This is a genomic window from Demequina silvatica, assembly GCF_000971215.1.
Classification (GTDB): domain Bacteria; phylum Actinomycetota; class Actinomycetes; order Actinomycetales; family Demequinaceae; genus Demequina; species Demequina silvatica.
Map to the genome: position 1 here is coordinate 99,863 of NZ_BBMA01000011.1, position 13,285 is coordinate 113,147.

A 13,285-nucleotide genomic window follows, 5' to 3' on the forward strand; every position below is an offset into this window, starting at 1 on the left:
TGTCGCCATGACCAGCACGGACGCCGCCGCGAGCGAGCTGCTCGCCGCCTTCGAGGGGCACCTGCGCCATGAGCGCGGCCTCTCGGGCAACACGGTGCGCGCCTACCTGGGCGACCTGGTCAACCTCGGCACCCACCTGGGGGTCGATCAGGGCGGGGACCTCGACGCGGCGCTGACCGCCGTCACCCTCGCCGACCTGCGCGCCTGGCTCGCCGCGATGGACGGCGACGGGCTGAGCCGCACCACGCTCGCGCGTCGCGGCGCGGCGGCGCGCGCGTTCTACGCGTGGGCCGCGGATGCGGACCGGATCCTCCCGAACCCCGCGCTGCGCCTCGCATCCGCGCGGCCGGCGTCGGTGCTGCCCACCGTGCTCTCCGCGGGCGACGTCGAGACGCTCCTCGACGTGGCGCGCACCCGCGCCGACGACGGCGACCCCATCCACCTGCGCGACTGGGCCGCCGTCGAGCTGCTCTACGCGACCGGCATGCGCGTGGGCGAGCTCGCGGGGGTGGACCTGCGCGACGTCGACCTCGACGAGCGGCTCGTCCGCGTGGTCGGCAAGGGCGACAAGGAGCGGGTGGTGCCGTTCGGCATCCCCGCGCAGCGCGCCGTCATCGAGTGGCTCGAGCGCGGCCGGCCCACGCTCGTGGCCCCGCAGACCGACGCCGCGCTCCTGCTCGGGCGCCGCGGCCAGCGCGTCGACCAGCGCCAGGTGCGCGAGGCCGTCCACGAGCTGTGCCGGCTCGCCGGGGTCGACGAGGTCGCGCCGCACGCGCTACGCCACACCGCCGCCACGCACCTGCTCACGGGCGGGTCCGACCTGCGCAGCGTCCAGGAGGTCCTGGGTCACGCGAGCCTCGCCACCACCCAGCGCTACACCCACGTATCCGCAGAACGGCTTCGCGCCGCCTACCACCTCGCACATCCGCGCGCCTAGAGGGAGACGCCATCATGTCCGAGCTCAACGCCCTGCTCTCCGAGACCGAACCCGAGGCACCCGTCGCCGTGCGGGGGCCCGCCGGCGCGACCGCCGTGTGGTGGGAGATGTACGCCGCCGACGGCCCCGACCGCGCCGCCGCCCGCGACGCGCTCATCACGCATTACGCGCCGCTCGTGACCCAGGTCGCGACCCGCGTCATCGCAAAGCTGCCCGACACCGTCGAGCTCGCCGACCTCGTCTCGTACGGCATGTTCGGCCTCATCGACGCGGTGGAGCGCTTCGAGCCCGCGCGCGGCTTCAAGTTCGAGACCTACGCGTCGACCCGCATCCGCGGAGCCATCATCGACGAGCTCCGCGCCGCCGACTGGGTACCCCGCTCCGTGCGCTCGAAGGCGCGCACGCTCGAGCACGCGACCCGCCAGCTCGAGCAGGAGCTCCTGGGACCCGTGAGCGACGAGCGCGTCGCCGCTCACCTCGGCTGGGACACCGCGGAGGTGCGCACGGTGCGCGCCCAGGTCGCGCTGTCGCACGTCGCGGCCCTCGACGGCATGCCCGCCGAGCCCGACACGCAGCCCATCCCGACGCTCGGCTCGCCCGCCATGATGCAGGCCTCCACGCGCCTCGAGGCGCGCGAGACCTCAGCCCTGCTCGCGGCCGCGGTGCAGGGGGTGCGCGACCGCGAACAGGAGGTCCTGCGCCTGTACTACTACGAGAACCTCACCCTCGCGCAGATCGGCGAGATCCTGGGCGTCACCGAGTCCCGGGTCTCGCAGATCCACTCGGCGGCGGTGAAGAAGCTCCGCGAGTCGCTGATCCGGACCGGCGCATTCAACTGACGGCCTCCGCCAGCGGCAGCAGCACCACCGGCCCGAAGCCCTCGAGTAGGTCGAGCGGGTCCACGTAGACACCGTCGACGCGCACGCCCCAGTGCAGGCACGTCGCGGGTGCGCAGTGGCCCGGATCCTCGCCCACCACCGCGAACGCCTCGCCGCGCGCCACCGCCGTGCCCGCCGGGGGAGCGTCGGAGACCGGCTCCAGGGACGTCACCACCCCGCCGCCGTGGTCCACGGTGACCACGCCGCGATCCACCACGCGCCCCGAGAACGCCACCACCCCGTCGCCGGGCGCGACCACCACCTGGCCCACGGCCGCGAGCAGGTCGACGCCGCGATGCCCCGACGCCCACGGCGCCGCCGGGGCCACGAACAGCGCGTCCGCGCGCAGGGGCGCGACGGGCGCCGTAAGCACCGGCGCCTGACCGTCAGGCGTGGCCGCGGAGGCTCCCGCGGCGCCCATCAACGCGCACGCCGCCGCGAGCGTCGCGAGGGCCCGCAGGTACCGTGTCATGCGGTCGATCCTGGTCCCGCACGCGTCCCCGCGCGAGCCCCGCCGGGCCTCCTGTGGACGGCCGGCTCGACGTGTGGGGCTGGGGACATCACGATGGTTCGCGCCGGGCCCCTCCCTCCGGTACGATTGACCCCGCATCCGGCATGCCCGGATGACGTCGCGCGTCACACGGCTCCCGCGAGGGAGACGCCGGAAGGGCGAGGTCCGAGCAATCGGTGCCCGACCGCGGTGGCGCCAGGGATGTGAGCCGTCCGGCCCGCATCGTCAACCGAAACCGGCACCCGCCAGGGTGCCACGAATGAAGGCACGCGCCGCGCGCGTGCGAAAGGAAGTGCCATGGCCGTCGTGACCATGCGCCAGCTGCTCGACTCGGGTGTCCACTTCGGTCACCAGACCAGCCGTTGGAACCCCAAGATGAAGCGCTTCATCTTCACCGAGCGCAACGGTATCTACATCATCGACCTCCAGCAGTCGCTGTCGAAGATCGATGACGCCTACTCGTTCGTGCGTGACACCGTCCAGCACGGCGGCACCGTGCTCTTCGTCGGCACCAAGCGCCAGGCGCAGGAGCAGATCGCCGAGCAGGCCAAGCGCGTGGGCATGCCCTTCGTCAACGAGCGCTGGCTGGGCGGCATGCTCACCAACTTCCAGACGGTGAGCAAGCGCGTCGCGCGCCTCAAGGAGCTTGAGGAGATCGACTTCGACGACGTCGCCGGTTCGGGCCGCACCAAGAAGGAGCTGCTCAACCTCCGTCGCGAGAAGGAGAAGCTCGACAAGACCCTCGGCGGCATCCGCGACATGGGCAAGGTCCCCTCGGTCGTGTGGATCGTCGACACCAACAAGGAGCACCTCGCGGTCGACGAGGCGAAGAAGCTCGGCGTCCCCGTCGTCGGCATCCTCGACTCCAACTGCGACCCCGACTCGGTCGCCTACGGCATCCCCGGCAACGACGACGCCATCCGCTCGGTGGGCCTGCTCACCCGCGTGATCGCGGACGCGGTCGCCGAGGGCCTGCGCCTCCGTGCGGGCGGCGGCAACGCCGGCGCCGGTGCCGAGGCCGACGCCGAGCCCCTCGCCGAGTGGGAGCAGGAGCTCCTCGACGGCGCGAAGGCGGAGGAGAAGGCCGAGGAGGCCCCCGCCGCTGAGACCACCCCCGCCGCTGAGACCACCCCCGCCGCCGAGGCCCCCGAGGCCGCGGCGGACGAGAAGTAAGGACGCATCACATGGCGAACTACACCGTTGCGGACATCCAGGCGCTCCGCGAGCGCACGGGTGCCGGCATGCTCGACGTGAAGAAGGCGCTCGACGAGGCGGACGGCAACGTCGACAAGGCCGTCGAGATCCTTCGCGTGAAGGGCCTCAAGGGCGTCACCAAGCGTGAGGGCCGCTCGGCCTCCGAGGGCCTCGTCCTCGCGTCGATCACGGACGCCGACGGCGGCCAGGTCGGCACGCTGCTCGAGCTCAACTCCGAGACCGACTTCGTTGCGAAGAACGAGAAGTTCATCGCGCTCGCGGAGAAGGTCCTGGACGCCGTGGTCGCGGCCGGCGCGTCGAACGCCGAGGAGGCCCTCGCGGCCGACCTCGACGGCGAGACCGTCAAGGACGTCATCGACGCCAACGCGGGCGTGCTCGGCGAGAAGATCGTGCTGCGTCGCGTGGCGCGTGTCGAGGCCCCGGTCGTGACCGAGTACCTCCACCGCACCAACAAGGACCTCCCGGCCCAGGTCGGCGTCCTCGTGGGCACCGACGCCGCGGCCGCCCCGGTGGCCAAGGACGTCGCGATGCACACCGCGGCGTACTCGCCCGCGTACCTCACCCGTGAGGACGCGCCGGAGGAGACCGTCGCCAACGAGCGTCGCGTCGCCGAGGAGGTGTCGCGCGCCGAGGGCAAGCCCGAGGCCGCGCTGCCGAAGATCATCGAGGGCCGCCTCAACGGCTGGTTCAAGGAGAACGTGCTGCTCGAGCAGGCGTTCGCCAAGGACCCGAAGACCACGGTCGGCAAGGTCGTCGCGGAGACGGGTGGCGACGTGGTCGCCTTCGCCCGCTTCCGTGTGGGAGCCTAAGCCTCGAGGCATCAGCACCACCCCATAAACGAGCAAGGCGCGGCGCGCCGTCAGGAGGTTCTTCCTTGTCCGAGACCAGCGATCTGATCAAAGGCAAGGAAGCCCCGGCGGCGCGCCGCGTGCTTCTCAAGCTCTCCGGCGAGATGTTCGGCGGAGGCCAGCTGGGCCTCGACCCCGACGTGGTGAGCCGCGTCGCCCGCGAGATCGCCGACGCGGTCCGCCAGGGCGTCCAGGTCGCCGTCGTCGTCGGTGGAGGCAACTTCTTCCGCGGCGCGGAGCTGTCCGAGCGCGGCATGGAGCGCTCGCGCGCCGACTACATGGGCATGCTCGGCACCGTGATGAACGCCCTCGCGCTGCAGGACTTCCTGGAGCAGGCCGGCGTCACCACGCGCGTCCAGACCGCCATCACCATGGGCCAGGTCGCCGAGTCCTACCTGCCGCTGCGTGCCATCCGCCACATGGAGAAGGGCCGCGTCGTCATCTTCGGCGCGGGCGCCGGCATGCCGTACTTCTCCACGGACACCGTGTCGCTCCAGCGTGCGCTCGAGACCCGCTGCTCCGAGGTGCTCATGGGCAAGAACGGCGTCGACGCGGTCTACACCGCGGACCCGCGCAAGGACCCCGACGCCGAGCGCCTGGAGACCGTCACCTACGCGGAGGCGCTGCAGAAGCGCCTCGCGGTGATGGACGCCGCCGCGTTCTCCCTCGCGATGGACAACCGCATGCCCATGCAGGTGTTCGGACTCGACACGCCTGGAAATGTGACTCGTGCCCTGCTCGGTGAGAGAATCGGAACCCTGGTGACGGCCTGACGTCGCACCGTAAGGAGACAAGCGTGACTGAGATGATCCTCCTCGAGGCCGAGGAGAACATGGACAACGCGGTGGCCGTCGCGAAGGACAACTTCGCGAAGATCCGCACCGGCCAGGCGAGCTCCGCGATGTTCGCGAGCATCGCCGTGGACTACTACGGCGCACCCACGCCGCTGCAGCAGCTCGCGTCGATCAACGTGACCGAGGCGCGCACCGTGGTGATCGCCCCCTACGACGCGAGCGCCAAGAAGGAGATCGAGACCGCGCTGCGGAACTCGGACCTCGGCGTCAACCCGTCGGACGACGGCACCGTGCTGCGGGTGGTGCTCCCGCAGCTCACGGAGGAGCGCCGTCGCGACTACGTCAAGCTCGCCAAGACCAAGGCCGAGGAGTCCCGCGTCACCATCCGCAACATGCGCCGCAAGGCCAAGGACGCGATCGACTCCGGCGTCAAGGACGGCGAGTTCGGCGAGGACGAGGGCCAGCGGGCCGAGAAGGAGCTCGACGCGCTCACCAAGAAGCACGTCGACGCCATCGATGCTCTCCTCTCGCACAAGGAGAGCGAGCTGCTCGCGGTCTGATGCCTGACGCGACCGCGCGACAGGGCGTCTCATGAGGTGGGGGCGCCGCCAGCAGGCGGACCCCGACACCTCGGAGCGCGCCGCGACGCCCGGCCCCACGGTCTTCGCGCCCGTGCACCCCGCGGACACCGCCGCGCCGGCGGAGCCCACCGTGTGGCCCCCCGGCCTGCCCGACGGCGAGGTCGAGCTGCCCGGCCCGGCCGACGCCGCGGTCGAGCACGTCCCCGAGACCGCCCCGGAGCCGCACGCCGCCGAGCAGATCGCCCGCGCGGTCGCGCCGGCGGAGTCGCTCGCCGTCCCCCACACCGCGGGGGAGGACGATGCGGTGGACCCGGTGGACGTGACCGTCCCGCTGGGGGAGGTGGTCCCGGCCCCCGCGTCGCGGGCCGGTCGCAACCTGGGTCTCGCGACCGCGGTGGGCGTGGTGCTCGCGGTGGGCGCGCTCGTCGCCGCGTGGTGGCACCCGCTCGCGTTCGCGGTCGCGATCTACGGCTTCTGCACGGCCGCCGTGATCGAGTGGCGCAACGCGCTCGCCCGCCACGGCATGCACATCTCGCTCGCGCCGGTGCTGATGGCGACCGTCGGCATGGGCGTCGCGACGTGGTTCGGCGGCCGCGAGGGGCTCGTGGTCGCGCTGCTGGTCGCCAGCGCGGGCGTGACCGCGTGGCGCATCGTCGACGACCGCGTCGAGAACACCCTGTCCGACTCGCTCGTCGGCATCCTCACGCTCACCTGGATCCCGTTCCTCGCATCCTTCATGCTCCTCATGGAGATGGCGGACGACGGCTGGAAGCGGATCCTCATCGTCATCGCGGCGGTGGTGCTCAACGACACGTTCGCCCTCTTCACCGGCATGCTCATCGGCCGGCGCCCGCTCGCGCCGCGTGTGAGCCCCAAGAAGACGTGGGAGGGCGCGATCGGCGGCGCCGTGTTCGGCATCGCGGGCGCGGCCATCTTCGCCCTCGTGCTGCTCGACGGCCAGTGGTGGGTCGGCGCCGCGGTGGGTGCCGCCGCGGTGGTCGCGGCGGTGCTCGGCGACCTCGCCGAGTCCGTCCTCAAGCGCGACCTGTCCGTCAAGGACATGTCCAGCGCCATCCCGGGTCATGGCGGCGTGCTCGACCGCCTCGACTCGATGCTCCCGGCGGCCGCGGTCGCCTACATCGTCTTCGCTCTGCTCCTGGGGACCTCATGACGCTTCCGACCCTGCCCATGCTCGCGCCCCGTCGGGGCAAGCCGCCGCGCCACTTCGCGGACCTCGACCCCGCGGAGCGCGTGGACGCGCTCAAGCAGCTGGGCCAGCCCGCGTTCCGCGCCAAGCAGCTCGCCACGCACTACTACGACCACCTCACGGTCGACCCCGAGGACATGACGGACCTGCCCGCGGGCGCGCGCGACACGCTCACCACCGAGCTGTTCCCGCCCCTGCTCACCCACGTCACCCAGCTGTCCGCCGACGAGGGCGCGACCGTCAAGACGCTGTGGAACCTCATCGACAACGCCAAGGTCGAGTCGGTGCTGATGAAGTACCCCGAGCGCGCGACGCTGTGCGTCACCAGCCAGGCCGGCTGCGGCATGGCGTGCCCGTTCTGCGCGACGGGCCAGATGGGCCTCACCCGCAACCTGTCCGCCGGCGAGATCATCGAGCAGGTGCGCCTCGCGGCCAAGCAGGCGCGCGACGGCGAGCTCGGCGGCGACCCGGTGCGCCTGTCGAACGTGGTGTTCATGGGCATGGGCGAGCCGCTCGCCAACTACGCGGCCGTGATGACGGCGGTGCGCGCGCTCACCAGCCCGCCGCCCGAGGGCTTCGGGCTGTCCGCCCGCCACGTCACCGTCTCCACGGTGGGCCTGGTCACCGGCATCGACCGCCTCGCGGGGGAGGGCATCCCTGTCACGCTCGCGCTGAGCCTGCACGCCCCGGACGACGAGCTGCGCGACTCGCTGGTGCCCATCAACGCCCGCTGGAAGGTCGACGAGGCGCTCGACGCCGCGCGCCGCTACTTCGACGCCACCGGCCGCCGCGTGTCCATCGAGTACGCGCTGATCCGCGACATCAACGACCACGCGCACCGCGCCGAGCTGCTCGCGAAGAAGCTCAACGCGCGCGGCGACGGCTGGGTCCACGTCAACCCCATCCCGCTCAACCCCACGCCGGGCTCGAAGTGGACCGCGTCCGACCCCAAGGTCGAGCAGGAGTTCGTCCGCATCCTCCGCATGCACGGGATTCCCACCACCATCAGGGATACTCGTGGCAGCGATATCGACGGCGCGTGCGGCCAGCTGGCCATCAAGGAGAGGTGATGACTGCCCTGTTCCCGAAGGTGGGCTCGCTCAAGCTCGGCTACCACCCGACCCAGGTCGACGAGTTCTTCGACAAGGCCCGCTCCGCGTACGAGCGCCCCGGCCAGCCCGACTCCTCGCTCGTCTCGCTGGACGTGCGCCGCACCGCGTTCGACCTCAAGCACGGCGGCTACGACACGGGCGCCGTCGACTCGGCGCTCGACCGCCTCGAGGCCGCGTTCATCGGCCGCCAGCGCGAGTCCTTCGTGCGCACCAACGGCCAGGACGCGTGGATGCAGGACCTCGCGCAGCGCGCGCAGACCCTGTACCCGCGCCTGCGCCGCCCCGCCGGCGAGCGCTTCGGCCACCCGTCCGCCGTGGGCACCGGCTACCGCGCGAGCGACGTCGACGACCTGCTCACGCGCATCACCGCGTTCTTCGACCGCGGCGCCCCGCTGACCGCCGACGAGGTGCGCGGCGCGACGTTCCGCTCCGCTCTCGGCAGCCGCGCCTACGACGAGGCCACCGTGGACGCGTTCCTCGCGCGCATGGTCGACATCTTGCTCGGCGTCTCCGAGGGATGACCCGCACCGTCTCCCTGCTGGGGTCGACCGGTTCGATCGGCACCCAGGCCCTCGACGTGGTCGCGCGCCACCCCGACCGCCTCGAGGTGGTCGCGCTCGCCGCCGGCGGCTCCGACCCGGGTGCGATCGTCGCCCAGGCGCGCGCGCATCGTCCCCGCTACGTGGCCGTGGCACGCGAGTCCGTCGCCGCCGAGATCGCCGACGCCCTTCCGGGCGTCGAGGTCAGGGGAGGGGACGATGCGGTGGTCGAGGCCGCGCGGATGGGCGCCGACGTGGTGCTCAACGGGATGACCGGCTCGGTGGGCCTGCGTCCCACGCTCGCGGCTCTCGAGTCCGGCTCGACGCTCGCGCTCGCCAACAAGGAGTCGCTGGTCGCCGGCGGCGCCCTGGTGCTGGCGGCGAAGCAGCGCGAGGACCAGATCGTGCCCGTCGACTCCGAGCATTCCGCGCTCGCGCAGTCGCTGCGTTCCGGCGCGCACGGCGAGGTGCGGCGGCTGGTGGTGACCGCGTCGGGCGGCGCCTTCCGGGGACGCTCGCGCGCGTCGCTCGCGCGGGTCACCCCTGCGGACGCCCTCGCGCACCCGAACTGGGACATGGGCCCGGTGGTCACCATCAACTCGGCGTCGATGGTGAACAAGGCGCTCGAGGTCGCGGAGGCGCACCTGCTGTTCGGGATCGCGATGGACCGGATCGACGTGGTGGTCCACCCGCAGTCGATCGTGCACTCGATGGTCGAGTTCGTCGATGGCGCGACCATCGCCCAGGCCTCGCCGCCCGACATGCGCCTGCCCATCGCGCTGGGGCTGAGCTGGCCCGACCGCCTCGCGGACGTGGCGCCGCGGCTCGACTGGACCCACGCGCAGTCTTGGACGTTCGAGCCGCTCGACGAGGACGCGTTCCCCGCGATCCGCCTCATGCGCGACGCGGTGGCGGCGTCCGCGCTCCACCCCGCCGTGTTCAACGCCGCGAACGAGGAGTGCGTGCAGGCGTTCGTCGACGGCGTGCTGCCGTTCCTCGGGATCGTGGACACGGTCCGGCGCGTTGTCGAGGAGTACAGCGCCCCCGCGGAGGTCAGCCTCGAGCAGGTCGACCGCGCGGAGGCGTGGGCGCGCGCCCGGGCGAGGGACGCGATCGCGGAAGTGAGAAGGTAGGAGACATGGCTGAGGTGATCGGGTGGCTGGTGCTGCTCGTGGGGCTGCTGGTCTCGATCGCGCTGCACGAGCTGGGGCACATGATCCCCGCGAAGCGGTTCGGCGTGCGGGTGAGCGAGTACTTCGTGGGCTTCGGTCCCACGCTGTGGTCGCGCCGCGGCAAGGAGACCGAGTACGGCGTCAAGGCCATCCCCCTCGGCGGCTACGTCAAGCTGGTCGGCATGATCCCGCCCGCGGAGGCGGTCAAGCCCGTGCAGGGCACCGGCCGCATCGCGCAGCTCATCGTCGACACCCGTGAGGCCTCCGTCGAGGAGATCCAGCCGGGCGAGGACCACCGCGCGTTCTACCACCTCACGTGGTGGCGCAAGGCGATCGTGATGTTCGGCGGCCCCGCGGTCAACCTGGTCCTCGCGATCCTCATCTTCACGGGCGTGCTGTTCTTCGTGGGCACCCCGGGCCACGCGACCCTGACCGTCGCGCAGGTCACCCCCTGCGTGCCCGCCGCCGGCGAGGTCGAGTGCGCCGCCGGCGACCCCGCGTCGCCCGCCTCCGCGTCCGGCCTTCAGGAGGGCGACACCGTCACCGCGGTCGACGGCTCCCCTGTGACCGGCTGGGAGGACTTCACCGACTACGTCGCGGACCGCCCGGGCGAGGAGGTGGTCCTCACCGTGGACCGCGCCGGCGAGACGCTCGAGATCCCCCTCACGCCCGCGCTGCGCGACCGCGCCGTCTACGACGACGAGGGCGCCGTGGTGACCGACGCGAACGGCGAGGTCGTCACCGAGCAGGTGGGCTACATGGGCATCTCGCCCGTGACCGAGACGCAGCGCCAGGGGATCGGCGCCGGTCTCGAGTACACCGGCTACGTGCTCGAGGCGACCGCCGGGGTGATCGTCCACCTGCCCGAGAACGTCTACCACGTCGCCCGCGCCTCGCTCGGTCTCGAGGAGCGCACCACGGACTCCGTCATGGGCCTCGTCGGCGTGGGTCGCGTCGCAGGGGAGATCTCGGGCGCCGACCTCGACGGCTACAGCGTGAGCGACAAGGTCGCCGACATGCTGATGCTGCTGGGCAGCCTCAACCTCGCGCTCTTCGCCTTCAACATGATCCCGCTGGTCCCCCTGGACGGCGGGCACATCGCCTCCGCCTTCTGGCAGGGCATCAAGAACGGGTGGGCGCGCGTGCGCGGCCTGCCCCGGCCCGCCCCCGTGGACGTGGCCCGCATGATGCCCCTCGCCTACGGCGTCTTCGCCCTGCTTCTGGTCATGGGCGTCATCCTCATCTACGCGGACATCGTCGCGCCCGTCAGCGTGGTATGACGGCCGGGCCGCAACAACCTTGGGAGATACTGACAACGTGACAGCCATCGGACTCGGCATGCCCGCGATGCCCGCACCCGTGATCTCGCCCCGCCGCAAGACGCGCAAGATCAAGGTCGGCAACCTCTACGTGGGCGGCGACGCACCCGTCAGCGTGCAGTCGATGACCACCACCAAGACGCACGACATCAACGCGACGCTCCAGCAGATCGCGGAGCTCACCGCGGCCGGCTGCGACATCGTGCGCGTGGCCTGCCCCACGCAGGACGACGCGGACGCGCTGCCCGCGATCGCGAAGAAGTCCAACATCCCCGTGATCGCGGACATCCACTTCCAGCCCAAGTACGTGTTCGCGGCCATCGAGGCCGGCTGCGCGGCGGTGCGCGTCAACCCGGGCAACATCAAGAAGTTCGACGACCAGGTCAAGGAGATCGCGCAGGCCGCGAAGGACCACGGCACGTCGATCCGCATCGGCGTCAACGCGGGCTCGCTCGACAAGCGCCTGCTCGAGAAGTACGGCAAGCCCACGCCGGAGGCGCTGGTCGAGTCCGCCGTGTGGGAGGCGAGCCTGTTCGAGGAGCACGGCTTCCACGACTTCAAGATCTCGGTCAAGCACAACGACCCGGTGGTCATGGTGCGCGCGTACGAGATGCTGAGCGAGCGCGGCGACTGGCCGCTCCACCTCGGCGTCACTGAGGCCGGCCCGGCGTTCCAAGGCACCATCAAGTCCGCGACGGCGTTCGGCGCGCTGCTGAGCCAGGGCATCGGCGACACCATCCGCGTGTCCCTGTCCGCGCCTCCCGTCGAGGAGGTCAAGGTGGGCATCCAGATCCTCCAGGCGCTCAACCTGCGTCCCCGCAAGCTCGAGATCGTGTCCTGCCCGTCGTGCGGCCGCGCCCAGGTGGACGTGTACGAGCTCGCGGAGAAGGTGACCGCCGGCCTCGAGGGCATGGAGGTGCCGCTGCGCGTCGCCGTGATGGGCTGCGTGGTGAACGGGCCGGGCGAGGCGCGCGAGGCGGACCTCGGCGTCGCATCGGGCAACGGCAAGGGCCAGATCTTCGTCAAGGGCGAGGTCATCAAGACCGTGCCGGAGCGCGACATCGTCGAGACCCTGATCGAGGAGGCGATGAAGATCGCCGAGACCATGGAGCCCGTCGAGGGCGCAAGTCCCCAGGTGATCGCGGCGTCATGACGGACTCGCTGCTCAGGCGCGCCCAGCATTCGCTGGCGCCCCTGCAGCGGCGTGACCTGGACGCGGCCCTTACGGTCGCGATGCGCGACCCCGTCGCGCACGTGGTCCCGATCATGCACCTCGAGACCGCACGCGCGTCGGGCGTGATGCCCGGCTCGCTGTGGGCGGTGCGGCGGCGCCTCGGGCTGCACTCGTCCCTGGTGGGGCTGGTGTGGAACGGTGCCAACCTGTCCGCGGTGCTCCCCGACGGGGACCAGGAGGACGCGGACACGCTGCGCGCCGAGGTGGCCGCGGCGGCCGTCGCGCGGCTCACCCGCCCCGCGGCGCTGGTGGGTCCCGCCGACGTGACGCTGGACCTGTGGGGCCGCCTCGAGCCGTGGTGGGGGCCCGCGCGCGAGGTGCGCGCCCGCCAGGTGTCGATGGCGATCGACCACGAGCCCACCCGCGTGGCCGGCGTCGACGCCGCGGGCCTGGACCTCGAGGCGGTGCGGCGCTCGACGCTCGACGACTACGACCTGCTCCTGCCCGCGTGCGTCCACATGTTCATCGGCGAGGTGGGCTACGACCCGATGCGCCACGGCCGCGCCGGCTACGAGGAGCGGCTGCGCTACCTGGTGCGCGCCGGACGCTCCTACCTGCAGCTCGGCACGGTCGACGGCCGGCGCCAGGTGGTGTTCAAGGCCGAGGTGGGCGCGCTCGGCGGGGGAGTGGCGCAGCTCCAGGGCGTGTGGGTCCACCCCGAGCTCCGGGGCCGGGGCCTCGCGCGTGCGGGCCTGGGCGCCGTGGTCGACGCCGCACGCTCGCAGCTCGCGCCCACGGTGAGCCTGTACGTCAACGACTTCAACCCCGTCGCGATCCGCGCGTACGAGGCGGTGGGCTTCGCCCGGGTCGGCACCTTCGCCACCGTGATGTTCTAGGCTCCCGCCGCCCGGACAGCCGCGCCGCTTGGCACGGTGTGACGTAGGCCTCAATGCATTCCTGACCAGGCGCGACGCGCTAGCATCCCTCCACGGGCGTCG

At 72.0% G+C, this 13,285-nt stretch carries 14 protein-coding genes; 13 read left to right on the plus strand and 1 reads right to left on the minus strand.

Going from position 1 to position 13,285, the window contains the following annotated elements; genetic code table 11:
• The first annotated feature begins 7 nt into the window (after positions 1-7).
• Both AOM05_RS12960 and AOM05_RS12965 read left to right on the plus strand, forming a co-directional pair.
• The gene (locus tag AOM05_RS12960) at positions 8-937 is read left to right on the plus strand and encodes a tyrosine-type recombinase/integrase (RefSeq protein WP_062522908.1); all 930 of its coding nucleotides are present in this window, start codon (positions 8-10) and stop codon (positions 935-937) included.
• A 14-nt stretch (positions 938-951) separates the two neighbouring features.
• Entirely contained in the window at positions 952-1,776 is an 825-nt protein-coding gene (locus AOM05_RS12965; RefSeq protein ID WP_062522910.1) for a FliA/WhiG family RNA polymerase sigma factor, read from the plus strand.
• Here the strand turns inward: AOM05_RS12965 and AOM05_RS12970 are convergent.
• Positions 1,769-2,287: a M23 family metallopeptidase gene (locus AOM05_RS12970; RefSeq protein WP_169746762.1), complete on the minus strand. Its 519-nt coding sequence runs from the start codon at positions 2,285-2,287 to the stop codon at positions 1,769-1,771. The two genes, AOM05_RS12965 and AOM05_RS12970, sit on opposite strands and share 8 nt — an antisense overlap.
• A gap of 336 nt (positions 2,288-2,623) precedes the next feature.
• Here AOM05_RS12970 and rpsB point away from each other — a divergent pair, with 336 nt between their 5' ends.
• From rpsB to AOM05_RS13025, 11 genes are all read left to right on the plus strand, one after another.
• Positions 2,624-3,499 carry a 30S ribosomal protein S2 gene (gene rpsB, locus AOM05_RS12975; RefSeq protein ID WP_062522912.1) on the plus strand — a complete coding sequence of 292 codons (876 nt, stop codon included), beginning with the start codon at positions 2,624-2,626 and terminating at the stop codon, positions 3,497-3,499.
• A gap of 11 nt (positions 3,500-3,510) precedes the next feature.
• Positions 3,511-4,350, plus strand: coding sequence for a translation elongation factor Ts (gene tsf, locus AOM05_RS12980; RefSeq protein ID WP_062522913.1), 840 nt, complete (start codon positions 3,511-3,513; stop codon positions 4,348-4,350).
• A gap of 143 nt (positions 4,351-4,493) precedes the next feature.
• Complete coding sequence (gene pyrH, locus AOM05_RS12985; RefSeq protein WP_439644564.1) at positions 4,494-5,162, plus strand: UMP kinase; 669 nt, start codon at positions 4,494-4,496, stop codon at positions 5,160-5,162.
• Between the two features lie 32 nt (positions 5,163-5,194).
• Positions 5,195-5,743 (plus strand): ribosome recycling factor, encoded by a 549-nt coding sequence (gene frr / locus AOM05_RS12990; RefSeq protein ID WP_439644565.1) that lies wholly within the window; start codon positions 5,195-5,197, stop codon positions 5,741-5,743.
• 31 nt (positions 5,744-5,774) lie between these two features.
• Positions 5,775-6,935 carry a phosphatidate cytidylyltransferase gene (locus AOM05_RS12995; RefSeq protein ID WP_062522919.1) on the plus strand — a complete coding sequence of 387 codons (1,161 nt, stop codon included), beginning with the start codon at positions 5,775-5,777 and terminating at the stop codon, positions 6,933-6,935.
• Positions 6,932-8,041 (plus strand): dual-specificity RNA methyltransferase RlmN, encoded by a 1,110-nt coding sequence (gene rlmN / locus AOM05_RS13000; protein WP_062522921.1) that lies wholly within the window; start codon positions 6,932-6,934, stop codon positions 8,039-8,041. Before AOM05_RS12995 ends, rlmN begins: the two co-directional genes overlap by 4 nt.
• Positions 8,041-8,604 carry a DivIVA domain-containing protein gene (locus AOM05_RS13005; RefSeq protein WP_062522922.1) on the plus strand — a complete coding sequence of 188 codons (564 nt, stop codon included), beginning with the start codon at positions 8,041-8,043 and terminating at the stop codon, positions 8,602-8,604. The genes rlmN and AOM05_RS13005 overlap by 1 nt, the downstream gene beginning before the upstream one ends.
• Complete coding sequence (gene dxr / locus AOM05_RS13010; RefSeq protein ID WP_062522924.1) at positions 8,601-9,755, plus strand: 1-deoxy-D-xylulose-5-phosphate reductoisomerase; 1,155 nt, start codon at positions 8,601-8,603, stop codon at positions 9,753-9,755. The genes AOM05_RS13005 and dxr overlap by 4 nt, the downstream gene beginning before the upstream one ends.
• 5 nt (positions 9,756-9,760) lie before the next feature.
• Complete coding sequence (locus tag AOM05_RS13015; RefSeq protein ID WP_062522926.1) at positions 9,761-11,074, plus strand: M50 family metallopeptidase; 1,314 nt, start codon at positions 9,761-9,763, stop codon at positions 11,072-11,074.
• A 58-nt stretch (positions 11,075-11,132) separates the two neighbouring features.
• Positions 11,133-12,266 carry a flavodoxin-dependent (E)-4-hydroxy-3-methylbut-2-enyl-diphosphate synthase gene (gene ispG / locus AOM05_RS13020; protein ID WP_062522927.1) on the plus strand — a complete coding sequence of 378 codons (1,134 nt, stop codon included), beginning with the start codon at positions 11,133-11,135 and terminating at the stop codon, positions 12,264-12,266.
• Positions 12,263-13,183 carry a GNAT family N-acetyltransferase gene (locus tag AOM05_RS13025; RefSeq protein ID WP_062522929.1) on the plus strand — a complete coding sequence of 307 codons (921 nt, stop codon included), beginning with the start codon at positions 12,263-12,265 and terminating at the stop codon, positions 13,181-13,183. Before ispG ends, AOM05_RS13025 begins: the two co-directional genes overlap by 4 nt.
• The last annotated feature ends 102 nt before the right edge of the window (positions 13,184-13,285 follow it).

What these genes read in the sequence shown, in the direction of transcription:
- AOM05_RS12960 (WP_062522908.1), top strand. Translation starts at nt 8, where the DNA reads ATGACCAGCACGGACGCCGCCGCGAGCGAGCTGCTCGCCGCCTTCGAG.
- AOM05_RS12965 (WP_062522910.1), top strand. Translation starts at nt 952, where the DNA reads ATGTCCGAGCTCAACGCCCTGCTCTCCGAGACCGAACCCGAGGCACCC.
- AOM05_RS12970 (WP_169746762.1), bottom strand. Translation starts at nt 2,287, where the DNA reads ATGACACGGTACCTGCGGGCCCTCGCGACGCTCGCGGCGGCGTGCGCG.
- rpsB (WP_062522912.1), top strand. Translation starts at nt 2,624, where the DNA reads ATGGCCGTCGTGACCATGCGCCAGCTGCTCGACTCGGGTGTCCACTTC.
- tsf (WP_062522913.1), top strand. Translation starts at nt 3,511, where the DNA reads ATGGCGAACTACACCGTTGCGGACATCCAGGCGCTCCGCGAGCGCACG.
- pyrH (WP_439644564.1), top strand. Translation starts at nt 4,494, where the DNA reads ATGTTCGGCGGAGGCCAGCTGGGCCTCGACCCCGACGTGGTGAGCCGC.
- frr (WP_439644565.1), top strand. Translation starts at nt 5,195, where the DNA reads ATGATCCTCCTCGAGGCCGAGGAGAACATGGACAACGCGGTGGCCGTC.
- AOM05_RS12995 (WP_062522919.1), top strand. Translation starts at nt 5,775, where the DNA reads ATGAGGTGGGGGCGCCGCCAGCAGGCGGACCCCGACACCTCGGAGCGC.
- rlmN (WP_062522921.1), top strand. Translation starts at nt 6,932, where the DNA reads ATGACGCTTCCGACCCTGCCCATGCTCGCGCCCCGTCGGGGCAAGCCG.
- AOM05_RS13005 (WP_062522922.1), top strand. Translation starts at nt 8,041, where the DNA reads ATGACTGCCCTGTTCCCGAAGGTGGGCTCGCTCAAGCTCGGCTACCAC.
- dxr (WP_062522924.1), top strand. Translation starts at nt 8,601, where the DNA reads ATGACCCGCACCGTCTCCCTGCTGGGGTCGACCGGTTCGATCGGCACC.
- AOM05_RS13015 (WP_062522926.1), top strand. Translation starts at nt 9,761, where the DNA reads ATGGCTGAGGTGATCGGGTGGCTGGTGCTGCTCGTGGGGCTGCTGGTC.
- ispG (WP_062522927.1), top strand. Translation starts at nt 11,133, where the DNA reads ATGCCCGCGATGCCCGCACCCGTGATCTCGCCCCGCCGCAAGACGCGC.
- AOM05_RS13025 (WP_062522929.1), top strand. Translation starts at nt 12,263, where the DNA reads ATGACGGACTCGCTGCTCAGGCGCGCCCAGCATTCGCTGGCGCCCCTG.